The organism is Nitrospirillum viridazoti CBAmc (genome assembly GCF_000730165.1).
Classification (GTDB): domain Bacteria; phylum Pseudomonadota; class Alphaproteobacteria; order Azospirillales; family Azospirillaceae; genus Nitrospirillum; species Nitrospirillum viridazoti.
Map to the genome: position 1 here is coordinate 89,053 of NZ_CP022110.1, position 15,928 is coordinate 104,980.

Below are 15,928 nucleotides of genomic sequence, written 5' to 3' on the forward strand. Positions count from 1 at the left end.
CTTAAGCCGTCAGCACCGTCTTGGCCTCATAGGCGCACAGGTCGATAACGCTGCACACGGCGCAGTCGGGCTTGCGCGCCTTGCAGATATAGCGCCCATGCAGGATCAGCCAGTGGTGGGCGTGCAGGCGATAGGCCTTGGGCACCACCTTCACCAGCTTCTCCTCCACCGCCTCCACCGTCTTGCCCGGTGCCAGGCCGGTGCGGTTGGACACGCGGAAGATATGGGTGTCGACGGCGATGGTCGGCTCGCCGAAGGCCACGTTCAGCACCACGTTGGCCGTCTTGCGGCCCACACCCGGCAGTTCCTCCAGATCCTCGCGCTTGCGCGGCACCTGGCCGCCGTGCTTCTCCAGCAGGATTTCCGACAGGCGGATGACGTTGGCGGCCTTGGTCTTGTACAGGCCGATGGTCTTCACATGGTCCCGCACCGTGGCCTCCCCCAGCGCCACCATGGCCGCCGGGTTGTCGGCGATCTTGAACAGCGCCTTGGTCGCCTTGTTCACGCCGACGTCCGTGGCCTGGGCCGAGAGCACCACCGCCACCAGCAGGGTGTAGGGGTTCACATACTCCAGTTCCGTCTTCGGCTCCGGATCCCGCTCCGCCAGCCTGCGGAAGAATTCCTCGATGTTCGCGCGTTTCATGTTCGGGGCCTCAAGCGCCGGCGGGGCATGCGCCCCTTGGCTTATCCTCAGTTTCCAGTCCGCTGACGCTCCCCGGAAACTTCCGGCGGCCGCCGTCGCGGCCTAGGGTAAAAAGGAGATGCGCTGGTTTGCCCGATGCAGCGGGCCGGCAAATCTACGGGTGGCGGCGCCTTTTGATCAAGCGCGGCACTCCCACGCCGGGGTGCCGTGGAAGGCGTCGGCTAGGAAGTCGATCAGGGCGCGGACCTTGGCGCTGACATGGCGGCGGCTGGGATAGACGGCCAGGATGTCGATGTCGGGAATGCGGTGATCCGGTAGCACCGGCACCAGGCGGCCGGCGCGCAGGTCGTCGCCAATCAAGAAGGTGGGCTGCCAGATGATGCCCTGTCCCGCCAGGGCTGCCGCGCGGGCGGTGTCGCCGTTGTTGGTCACCAGGCGGATGGGGACGCGCACGGTGACGGGCTTGCCCTCCGGGTCCAGCAACACCCAGTCCTCCGGCACGCCGGTATAGCTGTAGGCGACGCGCACGTGGTTGGCCAGGCAGTCCGGCGTGCGCGGCACGCCCTGGCGCGCCAGATAGTCGGGCGCCGCGCACAGCACGTTGCGGGAGGTGGCCAGCTTGCGCGCGGCATAGGTGGGCGACCCGCCACGCGAGATGCGGATGCCCAGGTCGAAGCCCTCTTCCACCATGTCCACCACCCGGTCGGTCAGGGCGATGTCCAGCAGCACGTCGGGATACTGCGCCATGAAGCGGGGCCACAGCGGTGCCAGGTGGCGGATGCCGAAGCTCAGCGGCGCGTTCACCCGCAGCCGCCCCCGGGGCTTCAGTGTGGTGGCGGATGCCAGTGCCTCCGCCTCCGCCACCTCCTCCAGGATGGTCTGCGCCCGCTCATACAGCGCCTCGCCCGCCTCGGTCAGCGACAGCCGGCGCGAGGTGCGGTTCAGCAGCCGGCTGCCCAGGTAGGTCTCCAGCTCGTTGACATAGCGGGTGACGTTGGCGGGTGAGGTGTTCAGGGCGTCCGCCGCCTTGGCGAAGCCACCCCGGGCCACCACCGTGGCGAACACCTCGAACGCGCGCAGCCTGTCCATGGGGCACCCTTGGCATTATTCAGGAAAGATGAATCATAAGGTCACTTTCACCCCGTCGATGCAAGCGCCGCTGAAAGGTAAACCTTTGTCTGTCAGCGGCGCGGTCGTCGCGCCGACCCCAGCATCGGAGAGAAAAATGGCTCGTTTACAGAACAAGGTCGCCCTCGTCACCGGCGCCAGCTCAGGCATCGGTCGCGCCACCGCCAAGCTGTTCGCGGCGGAAGGTGCCAAGGTCGTGGTCGGCGCCCGCCGCCAGGCGGAACTGGACAGCCTGGTGGCTGAGATCACCGCCGCCGGCGGCCAGGCCGTGGCGCTGGCCGGCGACGTCCAGCATGAGGACTATAACCAGGCCCTGGTGGCCCTGGCGGTGGAACGTTTCGGCCGCCTGGACATCGCCTTCAACAACGCCGGCACCCTGGGTGAGACAGGCCCCAGCACCGGCGTGAGCGAGGCCGGTTGGGCCGACACCCTGGCCGTGAACCTGACCGGTCCCTTCCTGGGCGCCAAGCACCAGATCGCCCAGATGACGAAGAACGGCGGTGGTTCGGTGGTCTTCACCTCCACCTTCGTCGGCCACACCTTCGCCTTCCCCGGCTTGGCCGCCTACGCCGCCAGCAAGTCCGGCCTGATCGGCCTGACCCAGGCGCTGGCCGCCGAGTTCGGCCCCCAGGGCGTGCGGGTCAATGCCGTGCTGCCGGGGGCCGTGGAGACCGAGATGTACCACGCCGCCAACGACACGGCGGAGAAGCGCGACTGGGTGAACAACGCCCACGCCTTGCGCCGCGCCGGCCAGCCGGAGGAACTGGCCCGCGCCGTCCTCTACCTGGCGTCGGACGACTCGTCGTTCGTCACCGGCACCGCCCAGCTGGTGGACGGCGGCATTTCGATAACCCGTAGCTAAGGTGTGCGTACCCAAGCGTGGACAGCATGACCGGGGCCTGGTGCCCCGCACGGGGCGGCCTTTACCGGGTGGTGAGGCCGCCCTACTGTTTTGTCCATGATCCACGACGAAACCACCCTGAGGCAGACCTGGTTCAGCGTCATCCTGCGGCCCCACCGCAGCCTGTCGCCGCAGGGGTTCCGCATCCTCATGGGCATCGTGGCGGCGGTCAGCTTCGGCGTGGGCCTGGTCTTTTTCCTGCGCGGCGCTTGGCCCGTCATCGGCTTCTGCGGGGTGGACGTGCTGGTGATCTACCTGGCCTTCCGTGCCAGTTACCGCTCCGCCCGGCTGTATGAGCGGGTGGAACTGACCGACCAGGCCCTGACGGTGGAGCGGGTGGAACCCCGCCGCCCCAGCCGCAGCTGGTCCTTCATCCCCTATTGGCTGCGCGTCCATATGGACGACCCCGCCCAACACGACAGCCAGGTGGTGCTGACCAGCCACGGCAAGCGCCTGGTGGTGGGCGCCTTCCTGCCCATGGAGGAACGGGTGCAGGTGGCCAGCACGCTGAGCGAGGCGTTGGCCAAGCACAAGCGCGCGGGTTTTTAGCCCCCTTCCGCCAGCATGGTTTCCAGCCAGCGCAACGCCGGTGACTTGTCACCCAGGCGCTGGCGCTCCGTCCGGGCTATCGCGGCGAACAGGCGGCGCTTCAGGCCGGGACCATCCACGCCCGGCGGGCGGCCGGCGGCGTCCAGCACCAGATCCACCAGGCGGTCGGCGGCATGCAGGCGGCCCATCAGATAGTCGCTCTCACGGTGCACGCGGCTGAAGAAAGCGCCGAAGTGGTTGATCTCCCGCCCTTTCAGGGGGATGGCGCCGCCCATGGCCTGGCAGAAGCGGGCGTCGTCGGGGCTGATGCGATCCACCCGCACCTCCTCCAAATCGTCCAGCTCGCGCCAGCCGCTGATGGAAAAGGTCAGCACGTCCCAGAAGGCGAAGCCGACATAGGCCACGAACAGCTCCCGCCGCGCCGCCACGCCCAGCATGTTCAGGCCCATTAGGGCGAAGATCTCATCCACCTGCTGGTTGATGGCGTTCAGGTCGATGCGCCGCGCCAGGTCCCACATCACCTGGTCCACCGCCGCCACGTCCGGCTGGCGGCCCATGGCCAGAGGCTCGACGAAGGGCACCGCCAGGGCCTCGCGCTCGTCGGCGTTCAGGAAGGCGCCGGACTCGTAGACCCGCAGCCGTTCCAGGCAGTCGTAGAGATTGGCCTTGATCTCATCCAGGTCGCGGGCGGCGACGTCGGTGAACTCGTCTTCCTCCAGCCGGGCATACAGCTCATTCAGGGCGCGGATGACGAAGCGCAGGCGCCGGCCGCGGAACCCCACGTCGAAGGCCAGCAGGAAGCGCACCCAGGGTGGCGCGTCGCCGCCGGGCAGGCCGTCTTCCCGCCGCTCCCGGCTCCAGGTTGTCACCTGGTCGGGGGTGATGCCGGTGGCCCGCGCCCAGGCGTGCAGCGCCTCCGTGGCCTGGCGGGCGGCGGCCGTGCCCGGCTGATAGCCGCAGCCCACCGCCACCAGCCGGCCCATGGCGTCCAGCACCGAGGTCAGCTTGAGGCGGACGTAGGCCTCATAGGCGAAGCCCGCCTCCTGGGCCGCGCGGCCGTTGGCGATTTCCCGCCAGTCATGGATTTGGGCGTAGGTCAGTTCGGCCGGCGGCTCACCCCCCACCACCTCATGCACCAGCTGGGTGATGCCGGGGCGGGCGGCATCGATGACGGAGCGCAACTGGTGCACCCGCGCGTTGTTGCGGTCGATGGACACCAGTTCATCGCGCACCGGCTCATTGCGCGGAATGTCCGACAATGCCCCCTTGAGCGTGCGGAAAAAGCCCGGCGTCTCCGCCTTGGCCACCCGTTTCAGGTGGGCGGGGTCGGGATCGATGTAGATCAGCCGGCGGTCGACCTCGCGATAGGCCGGGCGGCCGGAAATGGCGCGCAGGGCCTCGGCGAAGGGCTTGTTGTTCAGCACGCTGCCGTCGATGAAACTGATGCGCCCCGGGTCCACGCCGGCGGCGGTGTAGCGGCGAAAGTTGCGCTTCAGGAAGCGTTCCCGCTCCGGCCAAGCCTGCCCCCGCCGGGCCAGCAGGCCGTCCAGCGCCCTCAGGTGCGCCGGTGTGAAGGCGCCGGGGAAGGAGGAGGTGGCGCGGGCGGCGAACACCAGGCCGGGGATGGAGCCCTCGCCGAAATCCGTGTCCACCCGGCCGCCAGGCCAGCGGCGGTAGTGGAACTTCAGGACGTGGCGATGCTCCCGCTCCTCCACCGTGGGCGGATCGTGCGCGGGGATGCGCTGCAGGAAGCCGTGGAAGTCCGTGACCGTGACGAACAGGGACAGAGACTGCCCCGCCGGCAGCAGCGAGGCATAGGGGCTGACCGGCCGACCCATGGCGGCGGCCGCGTCCAGCAGCATCTCCATCAGCCGCATGCCGTCGAAGGGCGGCTTGAACCAGCGGGAGCGCACGAACATGGACAGCTTCCAGCGCATCTCGTCATCCGGCGCCAGCCGCATCAGCCGGCCCAGGCCATAAGCCAGGAAGGGCTTCAGGAACCACTTGCTCCATTTCGTCGCCCGGCCGTCCTCCACCATCAGGTTGGTGACGTCGGCGCCGTCCAGCCACAGCTCGGTCAGGGCGTCCAGGTCCAGGTCATGGGCCAGGGCGCGGGCCAGCAGCACGCCGTTGATGCCGCCGGCGGACGATCCGGCGATGACGTCGATGACGATGCGCAGGTCGATATGGGCGCCCACCTCCTGCAGCAGGGCGACGTAGACCTCCTCCGTGTCCGGCGTCTGGGCGCCGCCGTCCAGGCTGGCGCCGCTGCTGTAGCCGATGCGGTGGGCCAGATCGTCCTGCAGCGCCTGGTAGCTGCCGGTGTTGCGCAGCCGGGGATCGTGGGTGCCGTGGAAAACGCGCGAGGCGCGGGCCAGCTTCAGCAGTTCCTTGGTGACGCCGTGCATGTACACGGCCAGCGACACCCCGCCGTAGCAGACGAGCGCCATGCGCAGTTCTTTTTCCTTCACGGCATGGCATCCGAGGCGGTGGTTTCTCCCGCCCCGACTGTCGCGCCGCGATCCGGGGCGGTCAATTAAGTCTTTGAGACTTTAAGTTTTTGAGGGTGGGGGGCGACGATTGCGCGCCAGTGTCGTGACCAGCACGCCGCCGCCGATCAGCAGGGTGGCGGCCGTCTCCGCCAGGCTGGGCGACTCGCCCAGCATCAGGGTGCCCAGACCCAGCGTGACCACGGGGATCAGGGCCGGCAGGGCGGCGGCCCCGGTGGCGCCCAGCAGGACCACGGCGCGGTTGAAGGCCGCCAGGCCCACCAGGGTGGTGAAGCAGCCCTGGTAGATGGCCTGCAGCGCGATGTCGGGCAAGGCCGCCTGGCCGATGCCCTTGGGCAACACCAAAAGATAGAGCGGCAGGTACAGCAGCGCCGACCCGGTGGCGACGATGGCGGTGGCGTGCAGCGGGCCCACGCCGCTACGCCTGAGGACGATGACGTAGACGGCCCACATCAGTGCCCCGCCCAGGAACAGGGCGTGGCCCAGGGCCGCCCCCTCACCCGATCCGCTGAACAGGCTGGGCCCGCCGATCAAGGCGCTGCCGCCCAGAATCAGGCCCACGCCGGCCCAGCCGATGACCGGCAGGCGTTCGCGCAGGAATAGGGCGCCCAGCAGCGCGGTCATGGCCGCCATGGGGCCGGGAGTCAGGGCCGCCGCGTGCGAGGCGGGGGCGTAGCGGGCCCCGGCCGCCAGCATCAGCGCATAGGGCGCTCCGGAGCCCGCCACCAGCAGGACCAGGCCGCCCAGGCCCAGCCGGTCGAAGGCCAGGCCCCGGCGGCGCAGGATGGGAACCATCAGGGCGCCGGCGGTGGCGAAGCGCAGGGCCACCAAGTCGAAGGCGTTCAGGCCGGCCTTCACGCCCATGCGGGTGATGACGAAGGACCCCGCCCACACCGCCACCGCCAGCAGCCCCCACAACGCCCCCCGCAGGCCGGGGTGGGCCCAGCGGCCGGGTGGGGCAGAAAGCTCGGCGGCGGCGTCGGTCATTACAGGCCCAGCACGTCGCGCATGCTGTAGAGGCCGGGGCCCTTGCCGCCGGCCCAGATCGCGGCCCGCACGGCACCCCGCGCGAAGATAGCGCGGCTGCCGGCCTTGTGCGTCAGCTCGATACGTTCGCCCTCGGCCGCGAAGATGACAGTGTGGTCGCCCACCACATCGCCGCCGCGCAGGGTGGCGAAACCGATGTGCCCGGCCTCGCGCGCGCCGGTGTGGCCGTCGCGCACCCGGTCGGACACGGCCGCCAGGTCGACGCCGCGACCGGCCGCCGCCGCGCGGCCCAGGCCCAGCGCGGTGCCGGAGGGGGCGTCCACCTTGTGGCGGTGGTGCATCTCCACGATCTCGATATCCCAGACATCGGGCCCCAGGGTGCGCGCCACGTCTTCCACCAGGGCCAGCAGCAGGTTCACGCCCAGGCTCATGTTAGGCGCCTGCACCAGGGCGGCCGTCTTGGAAGCGGCGTCGATGGCGGCCTGCTGGTCCGGCGCCAGGCCGGTGGTGCCCACCACCAGGGCGGTGTCGTGGCGGCCGGCCAGCGCGGCGTGCGCGGCCGTGCCGGCGGGGGTGGTGAAGTCGATGACGGCGTCGCTGGCGGCGAACAGGGCGTCCACATCGCCGGTGGAGACGATACCGGCGGGTTCCAGCCCGGCCAGGGTGCCCAGATCCTTGCCCAGGTCGGGATTGCCGGGACGCATGGTGCCGCCCGACAGGGTGGCGCCGGGGGTGTCCAACACCTCCCGCATCAGCATGCGGCCCATCCGGCCGCCACAGCCCACGATCCCGATCCGCATGATGTCATCCCCACCCGCCAGAAATTCCGTGGGGCGGTCTTAACACAGCTTACCCGCCCAGGCACCCCGCCAGGGCATGGGCGTTGGCGCGCATCAAGGTGGCGTAAAGATCAGGGCCGGCCGGCAGCAGAGCGCCTTCCGGGTCCAGCACGCCGCGCTTGGCCTGGGTCCCGTCCACCAGGGTGCCGATCAGCGCCGTCTCGAACTGCGGCTCGGCGAAGACGCAGGTGGCGCCGGAGGCCTGGATGCGGGCGCGCAGCTGGCTCAGGCGGGCGGCACCCGGCCGCACCTCCGGGTTCAGGGTGATGGCGCCCACGCCGTCCAGGCGGTAGCGGGCTTCCAGGTAATGGAAGGCGTCGTGGAAGACGACGAAAGGCTTGGTGCTCACGGGCGCCAGGATGGCGCCGATCTCCGCATCCAAGGCATCCAGGCTGCGCAGCAGGGCGGCCAGGTTATCGCGATAGCGGGCGGCGTCGGCCGGGTCGTGCTGGATCAGGGCGTCGGCCATGGCGCGGGCCATCGCCTTGGCGTTGGCGGGATCCAGCCAAGCGTGGCCGTCGATCTGATTGTCGGCGGCCCCGCCCACGACGGCGGGCACCAGGTGGGGGTGCTCATCCTGTTGGGACTCGCCATCCGCCCAGGCGCCGGCGCTGCGCAGGGCCAGGGGGCGCAGGCCCGGCGCCTCGATCAGGGTGACGATGTGGGCGCCCCGGGCCAGGCTGGCCAGCGGCTTCACCAGGAAGGGCTCCAAGGTCGGCCCCATCCAGAACACGATGTCGGCCTGGGACAGGGCGCTGGCGTCCGAGGGCTTCAGGCTGAAGCTGTGCGGGCTGGCCGTGCCGTCGACCAACAGCTTGGGTTGGCCGACCCCCTGCATCAGCGCTGCCGCCAGGGAATGCACCGGTTTCACGCTCGCCACCACCTTGGGCGCCGTGGGCGCGTCCGCGCGCGACGGGACGGTGAACGCCAGCCACAGCAGGGCGACCAGGGACAGGATGCGGAAGGGGGACATGGGATGCCAATCGGGTAAAAAAGCGCCGGGGACACGCGCGTCCCAACATGCAATGTTATACTATAACATTTGTCAAGTCGGTCCGGATGCCGTAAAGCCGGGGGGCACGCATACCCGTGTCGCAGGCGTCTTGGAACCTGGGGCCGGTTTCCCCGCCAGGAAGGGTCCATGCCGTCCGACGCAGAGTTTCCAGAGATGTCGCCTGAGGCGGCGCTTATCAAGACCACCAGCCTGACGGTGCAGTTCGGCCGGCGTACGGTGCTGCAGTCGGTGGACCTGGTGGTGTCGGCTGGTGAGGTCGTGACCCTGGTGGGCCCCAATGGCGCCGGCAAGTCCACCTTGCTGCGCGCCGTGCTGGGGCTGCAGCGGCCCAGCGGTGGCACGGTGTGGCGCAAGCCCGGCCTGCGCATCGGCTATATGCCCCAGCGCTTGGCCGTGGACGCCACCCTGCCCCTGACCGTGCGGCGGCTGCTGGCTCTCTGGGGCCCGGTGACCGACGCGGCGGTGGATGAGACGCTGGGCGAGGTGGGCGCCGCCAGCCTGGCCGACAGCCCGGTACAGGCGCTATCGGGTGGGGAGTTGCAGCGTGTCATGCTGGCCCGCGCCCTGCTGCGCCGGCCCGACCTGCTGGTGCTGGACGAACCGGCGCAGGCGGTGGACGTGGCCGGCCAGGCCACCCTGTACGCCTTGATCGACGCCATCCGCCGCCGCCACGGCTGTGGCGTGCTGATGGTCAGCCACGATCTCAGCTACGCCATTTCCGGCACCGACCGCCTGATCTGCCTGAACGGCCATGTCTGCTCTGCCGGCCGGCCGGAGGATGTGCGCCGCCATCCCGATTTCCAGGCCCTGTTCGGTATCGATCCGCTGGCCATGCCGGCCTGGCTGTCCGCGGCCGGGCCGCACAGCCATGGCGCCGCCACGCCCGGCTGCCAGCACACGCACGATTCCAGGCCCGAGGACGGGCACCCTCCCAAGGACCAACAGCCCCATGGATGATTTCCTGTTGCGCGCGCTGGCCGGCGGCGTCGGCGTCGCCCTGGTGGCCGGTCCCCTGGGCTGCTTCGTCGTCTGGCGGCGCATGGCCTATTTCGGCGACACCCTGTCCCACGCCGCCCTGCTGGGCATCGCGCTGGGCTTTGTCGCCGGCATCAACCTGATGCTGGCTGTGGCGCTGGTGGGGCTGGCGCTGGCTGGCGTGCTGGTGCTGATGCAGCGCCAGCGCAAGCTCGCCACCGATACGCTGCTGGGACTGCTCAGCCACACGACGCTCAGCCTGGGCCTCATCGCCGTGGCCCTGCTGCAGACGGTGCGGGTGGACCTCATGTCCTATCTGTTCGGCGACATCCTGGCCGTCAGCGGCGGCGACCTGGCCTGGATCTGGGGCGGCGGGGCCGTGGTACTGGCCCTGCTGGCCTGGCTGTGGCGCCCCCTGTTGGCCATGACGGTGAACGAGGATCTGGCGCGGGTGGAGGGCGTGCCCGTGCTGGCCACGCAGCTCGGCTTCATGATGCTGATGGCCGCCACCATCGCGCTGGCCATGAAGGTGGTGGGCGTGCTGCTGATCACCGCCTTGCTGATCATCCCGGCCGCCTGCGCGCGCCGATTCGCCCGCACGCCGGAAATAATGGCCGGTCTGGCTGCCGCCATCGGCGCGTTGTCGGTCTGCGGTGGCCTGGGTGCCTCTTTCCGCGCCGACCTGCCAGCGGGGCCGGCGGTGGTGGTTGCTGCGGCCGCGTTGTTTCTCCTGTCCCAGCTTTTCCCAAGGGGTGGGACCCGTTGAGAAAGCCGCCGGCCACCGCAGGTGGTGCAGTGTTCGCGGTCGCACACCGTTTTAACTAATTTTTAAGCATAATTTTTCTACCCGAGCCGCGTCCTTTCGGTCACTATCTAATTAACAGTACGTGAACCGACGCCCACCTGGTGTGTGGCAGACATGACGATGGAGCATGGTTTGGATCGGTTCTCCCCCACCGGCATGAAGGCCGGTTATGCGCAGGCGTCCGCCGGCTCAATGAGCCAAGGCTTCATCGCCGGGGAACTGCGCCGCGACACCGACCACTCGGCAGCCAGCCGCGTGGCCCGCCTCGCCTGGTTCGAACTGGCCGCCGCCGCCACCCGACGATCCCTGGCCCAGGACCTGGCCGCCGACCTCGGTCTTCCCGATTTGGACAGCGCCGACCTGGATGGCTTTTACCTGGATATGGACGCGCCGCGCACTGCATCCCGGTAAGGCGTCCCGGTAAGCGATTTATGATCCGGTGTTCGGGCTGGGCGCCGGGGCCGTCACCGGCGTGAAGCTGGTGGGTGCCGGATCCACGACGGTCACGCCGGTCTTGGTCACTTCCAGCACGGACAGGCCCCGCTCCACCTGGCCGGTGGGCAGCAGGCGGAACACCCCGTCGATGCCGGCGAAGCCGTTGGGGTCAGTCAGGTTTTCCCGGACATAGGCCTTGTGGCCCTTGGCCAGCACGGCGGCCAGGGCGGTCGCGTCATAGGCCAGGGTGGCCAGGCGCGGCGGGCGCTGGCCGTATACGTCGTTGAACCGCTTCTCGAAGCCCTGGCGCGCGTCCGGGGCGGCGCTGGCGTACCAGCCGCCCACCAGCGCCGGCTCACGCCCGATGCCGGGCTCATCCCACTGGCCGGTGCCCAGAAAGCGCACGGGGCCGGGGTCGATGTCGAAGAAGGGCAGCAGGGGCGCCACCTCCTTCAGCCGTTGGCCGCCCTCGGCGATCAGGATGGCCTGGAAGGAAAGATCCTCCACGGCCGCCATCGGCTTGCCGTCCTTGCCCCCCTCCTTGGCAGCGGCGGCCGTCTCGCGCGCCGCCGCCATCTGGGCGTGGCGCTGCTCGAAGTTGGACAACCGCTTGATGGTGTCGCTGACGTCCTTCTGCGTGGGCTGATAGCGCGCGGCGCGGGTGACGTCGGCGCCTGCCTTGGCGGCGGCGTCGCGCATGGCCTGCTCCACCATGTCGCCGTTGCTGCCCACCGGGGCGAGCAGCGCCAGGCGGGTCAGGCCGCGGCTGGCGGCATAGCTGACCACGCGGGCCACCTGATCCTGCGGCTGGAAGCCCAGCACCCAGGTGCCGCCCGCCGGGGCGTGCGTGTCGGCTACCGTCGCGTCGTTGGAAAAGCTCAGCACCGGCACCGTGCCCGCCGCCGGCGCCACCGCCTTGGCGTCCACGCCGTAGACCGGGCCGATCAACAGGGTGGCGCCGGCGGCCAGCGCGTCCTGCGCCGCGGCCAACGCCCCCTCGGGCGTGCTCTTGGTGTCGCGGATCAGCAGTTGGAAATGGCTGTCGGCCGTGTCGAACAGCGCCATCTGCGCCGCCTGCTGCATGGCCTCGCCCAGGCTGGCGGCCTTGCCCGACAGGGGCAGCAGCAGGGCCACGCGCACCGTCTCATCCGCCGGCACCGTGGCCGGCGCGGGGGCCGCTTCCGCCTGGGCCGGGGCCGTCTCGGGCTGGGGCTGGGCCGCTTGCGGCCCGGTCGCCTGCTGGGGCGACTGCTGCGGTGCTTGCGCGGCGCGCGGCGGGGCCGTTACCGTGGGCTGGCTGGCGCAGCCCGCCAGCAAGGCCCCCGCCAGCAAGGCCAGCGTCAGCAGCGTCGCTGCGGTCCTGGCCGCCGCCGTCGTGGCGGACATCCCGGCATACTTCATCGCAAACCCACCCGTTGATCCCATGAAACCGCAGCAACCACCTGTCGACGATGTCGTTGCCGGCCCTGTCGACGCCGGCAACGACCCATACGATGGCGTTCCGTCGGACGGGGACATCCCGCCGGACGAGGACGGGGCAGAGCCTAGCGGCAGCGCCCTCGCGCGTAAACCGCCGCCTGGCCTGCATGTCGTCGCCACCCCCATCGGCAACGCCGGCGACATCACGCTGCGCGCGCTGGAAACGCTGAAGGGCGTGGACGCCATCGCCTGCGAGGACACCCGCGTGACGGCCAAGCTGATGGCCCGGTACCAGGTGCGCAAGCCCTTGCTGCCGTATCACGAGCACAACGCCGCCCGCATGCGGCCCCAGCTGCTGGCCCGCATCGCGGCGGGCGAGGCCATCGCCCTGGTGTCTGACGCCGGCACGCCGCTGATCTCCGACCCCGGCTACAAGTTGGTGCGCGAGGCCCGCGACCAGGGCCTGCACGTCACCCACCTGCCGGGCGCCAGCGCCACCCTGACCGCCCTGGTGCTGGCGGGGCTACCCTCCGACCGCTTCCTGTTCGCGGGCTTCCTGCCCAACAAGACGGGTGCCCGCCGGGCAGCGCTGGAGGAACTGGCACCGGTGCGCGCCACCCTGGTGCTGTTCGAGTCGGCCCAGCGCCTGGCCGACCTACTGGCCGACGCCGCCCAGGTGCTGGGCGGGCGCGAGGTGGCGGTGGCGCGTGAACTGACCAAGCTGTTCGAGGAGGTGCGGCGCGGCACCCTGCCCGGGCTTGCCGCCCACTATGCTGAGAACGGACCGCCCAAGGGCGAGGTGGTGGTGGTCATCGGGCCGCCGCTCGACGCCGCTGGGGAGGAGGTCGACATCGACGGCCTGCTGCGCGCCGCCCTGCGCACCCTCAGCGTCCGCGACGCCGCCGCCACGGTGGCGGAGGCCAGCGGCGCACCCCGCAAGCAGGTCTACCAACGGGCGCTTGAGATTTCCAATGATGACGCGGGCTGAACGGCTGGCAAGAAAGACGCTGAAGGGCCGCTCCGGCGAGCGCCTGGGCCGCTGGGCGGAGGCCTGGTGCCGCCTGGCCCTGCGGCTGAAGGGCTACCGTGTGCTGGCCAGCCGCTGCCGCACCCCGGCGGGGGAGATCGACATCGTGGCGGCCAGGGGCGACCTGCTGGTCATCGTCGAGGTCAAGGCGCGCCCGACGGAGGATTTGGGCCACCTGGCCGTCAGCCTGGCGCAATGGCGCCGGCTGGAACGGGCCGCCGGCCTCTACGTCGCTGCCCGGCCCCGGCTGGCGCGCCACGCCGTCCGCTTCGACCTGATGATCGTCCGGCCCCGGCGCTGGCCGCTGCACAGGCCGGACGCCTGGCGGCCCTCCTGACGGCGCGTTCCATACGGGGTCATTGAAGGTTCCGGCGGCATTGGTGGTCGACATCGGCCCCGGCGATGCGCTATCTCCCCAAAAGCCTGGCCCCCCAAAGCCCGGCGCCGCAGGGCCGATGCCGGAGGGAGCATCCAATCCGTGACCAGCCAGGGGTCCCAGAATCGCAGCACCCGCGCCGGCAAGGGCCAGGCGCAAGCCCGCGCGCTGTTGCGCGCCGTAGGCCAGATGCGTGACGAGGATATCGACCTGGCGGAAACCGCCCTGGCGCTGGCGATCCTGTCCAGCGGCGACACCGGCCTGGCGCCCTACCGCCGGCATCTCACCGCCCTCTCGGCCGCCGTGGCCAAGCTGACAGCCGGCCGCGCGCCGGAGGCGCTGACCCTGGAGGAGTGCCTGGACGCGCTGCGCGGCGCCCTGGTGGACCGCATGGGATATGAGGGCGACAGCGCCACCTATGAGGATTTGCAGAACGCCAATCTGGCGCGGGTCATCGATCGGCGCCGGGGCCTGCCGGTGGCGCTCGGCATCCTTTACATGCACGCCGCCCGCGCCCAAGGCTGGCACATGGTGGGCCTGAATTTCCCCGGCCATTTCCTCATCCGCCTCGATCACGGCGGTGACCGCGCCATCATCGACCCCTTCGGCGGCGGCCGGGTGCTGAGCGTGGTCGACTTGCGCGACCTGATCAAGCAGACCTCGGGCGCCGCGGCGGAACTGGAACCGGACCACTACGCCCCCGTGGGCAACCGCGACGTCCTCCTGCGCCTGCATAACAATGTGAAGCTGCTGCACATGCGCGGCGAACGGCCCGACTTGGCGGCCGAGGCGGTGGAGGCCATGTTGCTGATGGCCCCGGGCCAGGTGGCGCTGTGGCGCGAATCCGGCCTGCTGCAGGCCCAGCTGGGCCATATCACCACCGCCATCTCGGCGTTCGAGACCTTCCTGGACCTGGGAACCCGCGCCGGCACGTCCGCCCAGTTGCTGGACCAGGCGGCCACCTTAGTGCAGCATTTGCGCAATCGCCTGAATTGACCCGACCTTTATTCACCCCCTGTGTGATTGGCGCCGCAGCCGGGCCGATCCATGCGGGCCACAGTCCTATCCTTTGCCAGCCAAGCACCGCCGGACCGCCGGGGTGGGGGAGATGAGAATGAGCCTGTCCGTTGCCATTCAGATGGACCCGATGCACTCCATCAACATCGATACCGACAGCACCTTCATGATGGCGCTGGAGGCGCAACGGCGGGGGCACACCCTCTACCACTACCTGCCCCAGGACCTGGCCTTCCGCCACAGCCGCCTGGTGGCCACCGCCCGGCCTCTGGAGGTGCGGCGCGAACGGGGCAACCACCACACCTTCGGCCCGGTCGAGACGCTGGATCTGGCCAGCGTCGACGTGGTGCTGATGCGCCAGGACCCGCCCTTCGACATGGCCTACATCACGGCCACCCACCTGCTGGAACACGTCCATCCCAGGACCCTGGTGGTGAACGACCCCGCCTCCGTCCGCAACGCGCCGGAAAAGCTGTTCGTCACCCACTTCCCGGACCTGATGCCGCCCACGCTGATCACCAGCGCCAAGGACGAGGTCCTGGCCTTCCGCCGCGAATACAAGGACATCATCGTGAAGCCGCTGTTCGGCAACGGCGGCTCCGGCGTCTTCCATGTGAAGCCGGATGACGAGAACCTGGGCGCCCTGCTGGAGACCTTCACCCAGCTCTACCGCGAGCCCATCATCGTGCAGAAGTACCTGCCGGAAATCCGCCAGGGCGACAAACGCATCCTGCTGGTGGATGGTGAGCCGGTGGGCGCCGTCAGCCGCCTGCCGCAGGAGGGCGAGGCCCGCGCCAACTTCCACGCCGGCGGCAGCGCCGCCAAGACCGACCTGACCCAGCGCGAACACGAAATCTGCGCCACCATCGGCGGGGTGCTGCGCGACAAGGGCCTGGTGTTCGTGGGCATTGACGTCATCGGCGATTACCTGACCGAGATCAACGTGACCAGCCCCACCGGCATCCAGGAGATCAACCGCCTGAACGGCGGCGCCATCGAGTCCACTCTGTGGGACGCCATCGAGCGGCGGTACGCTGCGTCACGGTGAAGCCATCGGGCCGAGGGTGGCTGGTCGGCGGCTGGCTTGGCGGCGTTGGTGTGACATTTCCGCCGCTGGAAACGCCAGGTGCAGCCCACTGCGAAAATAGGGATCGGGGGACCGTTGAAATCAGGTCACACCGTCTACTTATTATCACCTTGTCCGAACGATTTGGCGGGCTTTCCGGGATGCGGGTCGCCCAGGGCCATGATACGCTTCGTGATAGTTACATGAACCAGAGGACGCCCGTGGCACGGCATCGG

Annotated in this window: 16 protein-coding genes; 9 read left to right on the forward strand and 7 right to left on the reverse strand. The window is 69.9% G+C overall.

The genetic code is table 11. The annotated features are described in order from the left end of the window. Position 1: 1 nt before the first annotated feature. Positions 2-643, reverse strand: coding sequence for an endonuclease III (nth, locus tag Y958_RS00435; protein WP_088870468.1), 642 nt, complete (start codon positions 641-643; stop codon positions 2-4). Positions 644-820: 177 nt separating this feature from the next. Next, the gene (locus tag Y958_RS00440; protein WP_088870469.1) at positions 821-1,732 is read right to left on the reverse strand and encodes a LysR family transcriptional regulator; all 912 of its coding nucleotides are present in this window, start codon (positions 1,730-1,732) and stop codon (positions 821-823) included. A 136-nt stretch (positions 1,733-1,868) separates the two neighbouring features. Between Y958_RS00440 and Y958_RS00445 the strand changes: the two genes are divergently transcribed. Together Y958_RS00445 and Y958_RS00450 are read left to right on the forward strand one after the other, a co-directional pair. Beyond that, entirely contained in the window at positions 1,869-2,633 is a 765-nt protein-coding gene (locus Y958_RS00445; protein ID WP_088870470.1) for an SDR family oxidoreductase, read from the forward strand. Between the two features lie 96 nt (positions 2,634-2,729). Further along, a complete protein-coding gene (locus tag Y958_RS00450) occupies positions 2,730-3,221 on the forward strand; it encodes a DUF2244 domain-containing protein (RefSeq protein ID WP_088870471.1) in 492 nt (163 codons plus the stop codon). Here Y958_RS00450 and Y958_RS00455 read toward each other — a convergent pair. From Y958_RS00455 to Y958_RS00470, 4 genes are all read right to left on the reverse strand, one after another. Then, positions 3,218-5,692 (reverse strand): patatin-like protein, encoded by a 2,475-nt coding sequence (locus tag Y958_RS00455; protein ID WP_244909309.1) that lies wholly within the window; start codon positions 5,690-5,692, stop codon positions 3,218-3,220. The two genes, Y958_RS00450 and Y958_RS00455, sit on opposite strands and share 4 nt — an antisense overlap. A gap of 81 nt (positions 5,693-5,773) precedes the next feature. Continuing rightward, positions 5,774-6,718, reverse strand: a complete 945-nt coding sequence (locus Y958_RS00460) for a DMT family transporter (protein ID WP_088870473.1) — start codon at positions 6,716-6,718, stop codon at positions 5,774-5,776. Beyond that, a complete protein-coding gene (gene dapB / locus Y958_RS00465; protein WP_088870474.1) occupies positions 6,718-7,518 on the reverse strand; it encodes a 4-hydroxy-tetrahydrodipicolinate reductase in 801 nt (266 codons plus the stop codon). Before dapB ends, Y958_RS00460 begins: the two co-directional genes overlap by 1 nt. A gap of 49 nt (positions 7,519-7,567) precedes the next feature. Beyond that, on the reverse strand, positions 7,568-8,530 hold the full coding sequence (locus tag Y958_RS00470) for a zinc ABC transporter substrate-binding protein (RefSeq protein WP_088870475.1): 963 nt from the start codon (positions 8,528-8,530) through the stop codon (positions 7,568-7,570). A 168-nt stretch (positions 8,531-8,698) separates the two neighbouring features. On the opposite strand from Y958_RS00470, the gene Y958_RS00475 reads away from it, so the two are divergent. The 3 genes from Y958_RS00475 (at position 8,699) to Y958_RS00485 (ending at position 10,763) form a co-directional block, all read left to right on the forward strand. Continuing rightward, on the forward strand, positions 8,699-9,529 hold the full coding sequence (locus Y958_RS00475) for an ATP-binding cassette domain-containing protein (protein WP_211098504.1): 831 nt from the start codon (positions 8,699-8,701) through the stop codon (positions 9,527-9,529). Continuing rightward, positions 9,522-10,313, forward strand: coding sequence for a zinc ABC transporter permease subunit ZnuB (znuB, locus tag Y958_RS00480; RefSeq protein ID WP_088870477.1), 792 nt, complete (start codon positions 9,522-9,524; stop codon positions 10,311-10,313). Before Y958_RS00475 ends, znuB begins: the two co-directional genes overlap by 8 nt. A 171-nt stretch (positions 10,314-10,484) precedes the next feature. Continuing rightward, positions 10,485-10,763: a hypothetical protein gene (locus tag Y958_RS00485; protein WP_088870478.1), complete on the forward strand. Its 279-nt coding sequence runs from the start codon at positions 10,485-10,487 to the stop codon at positions 10,761-10,763. Positions 10,764-10,781: 18 nt separating this feature from the next. Here the strand turns inward: Y958_RS00485 and Y958_RS00490 are convergent, their stop codons facing one another. Then, positions 10,782-12,173, reverse strand: a complete 1,392-nt coding sequence (locus Y958_RS00490; RefSeq protein ID WP_088870479.1) for a penicillin-binding protein activator — start codon at positions 12,171-12,173, stop codon at positions 10,782-10,784. Between the two features lie 37 nt (positions 12,174-12,210). On the opposite strand from Y958_RS00490, the gene rsmI reads away from it, so the two are divergent. From rsmI to gshB, 4 genes are all read left to right on the forward strand, one after another. Further along, the gene (gene rsmI / locus Y958_RS00495; protein ID WP_088870480.1) at positions 12,211-13,194 is read left to right on the forward strand and encodes a 16S rRNA (cytidine(1402)-2'-O)-methyltransferase; all 984 of its coding nucleotides are present in this window, start codon (positions 12,211-12,213) and stop codon (positions 13,192-13,194) included. Then, positions 13,178-13,570, forward strand: a complete 393-nt coding sequence (locus tag Y958_RS00500) for a YraN family protein (protein WP_244909310.1) — start codon at positions 13,178-13,180, stop codon at positions 13,568-13,570. The genes rsmI and Y958_RS00500 overlap by 17 nt, the downstream gene beginning before the upstream one ends. Positions 13,571-13,711: 141 nt before the next feature. Further along, the gene (locus Y958_RS00505; RefSeq protein ID WP_244909311.1) at positions 13,712-14,605 is read left to right on the forward strand and encodes a SirB1 family protein; all 894 of its coding nucleotides are present in this window, start codon (positions 13,712-13,714) and stop codon (positions 14,603-14,605) included. A gap of 118 nt (positions 14,606-14,723) precedes the next feature. Beyond that, the gene (gshB, locus tag Y958_RS00510) at positions 14,724-15,674 is read left to right on the forward strand and encodes a glutathione synthase (RefSeq protein ID WP_088870482.1); all 951 of its coding nucleotides are present in this window, start codon (positions 14,724-14,726) and stop codon (positions 15,672-15,674) included. The last annotated feature ends 254 nt before the right edge of the window (positions 15,675-15,928 follow it).

Excerpts from the sequence above, each read along its gene's own strand:
- nth (WP_088870468.1), bottom strand. The coding sequence starts at position 643 with ATGAAACGCGCGAACATCGAGGAATTCTTCCGCAGGCTGGCGGAGCGG.
- Y958_RS00470 (WP_088870475.1), bottom strand. The coding sequence starts at position 8,530 with ATGTCCCCCTTCCGCATCCTGTCCCTGGTCGCCCTGCTGTGGCTGGCG.
- znuB (WP_088870477.1), top strand. The coding sequence starts at position 9,522 with ATGGATGATTTCCTGTTGCGCGCGCTGGCCGGCGGCGTCGGCGTCGCC.
- dapB (WP_088870474.1), bottom strand. The coding sequence starts at position 7,518 with ATGCGGATCGGGATCGTGGGCTGTGGCGGCCGGATGGGCCGCATGCTG.
- gshB (WP_088870482.1), top strand. The coding sequence starts at position 14,724 with ATGAGCCTGTCCGTTGCCATTCAGATGGACCCGATGCACTCCATCAAC.
- Y958_RS00490 (WP_088870479.1), bottom strand. The coding sequence starts at position 12,173 with ATGTCCGCCACGACGGCGGCGGCCAGGACCGCAGCGACGCTGCTGACG.
- Y958_RS00440 (WP_088870469.1), bottom strand. The coding sequence starts at position 1,732 with ATGGACAGGCTGCGCGCGTTCGAGGTGTTCGCCACGGTGGTGGCCCGG.
- Y958_RS00500 (WP_244909310.1), top strand. The coding sequence starts at position 13,178 with ATGATGACGCGGGCTGAACGGCTGGCAAGAAAGACGCTGAAGGGCCGC.
- Y958_RS00445 (WP_088870470.1), top strand. The coding sequence starts at position 1,869 with ATGGCTCGTTTACAGAACAAGGTCGCCCTCGTCACCGGCGCCAGCTCA.
- Y958_RS00475 (WP_211098504.1), top strand. The coding sequence starts at position 8,699 with ATGCCGTCCGACGCAGAGTTTCCAGAGATGTCGCCTGAGGCGGCGCTT.
- rsmI (WP_088870480.1), top strand. The coding sequence starts at position 12,211 with ATGAAACCGCAGCAACCACCTGTCGACGATGTCGTTGCCGGCCCTGTC.
- Y958_RS00460 (WP_088870473.1), bottom strand. The coding sequence starts at position 6,718 with ATGACCGACGCCGCCGCCGAGCTTTCTGCCCCACCCGGCCGCTGGGCC.
- Y958_RS00450 (WP_088870471.1), top strand. The coding sequence starts at position 2,730 with ATGATCCACGACGAAACCACCCTGAGGCAGACCTGGTTCAGCGTCATC.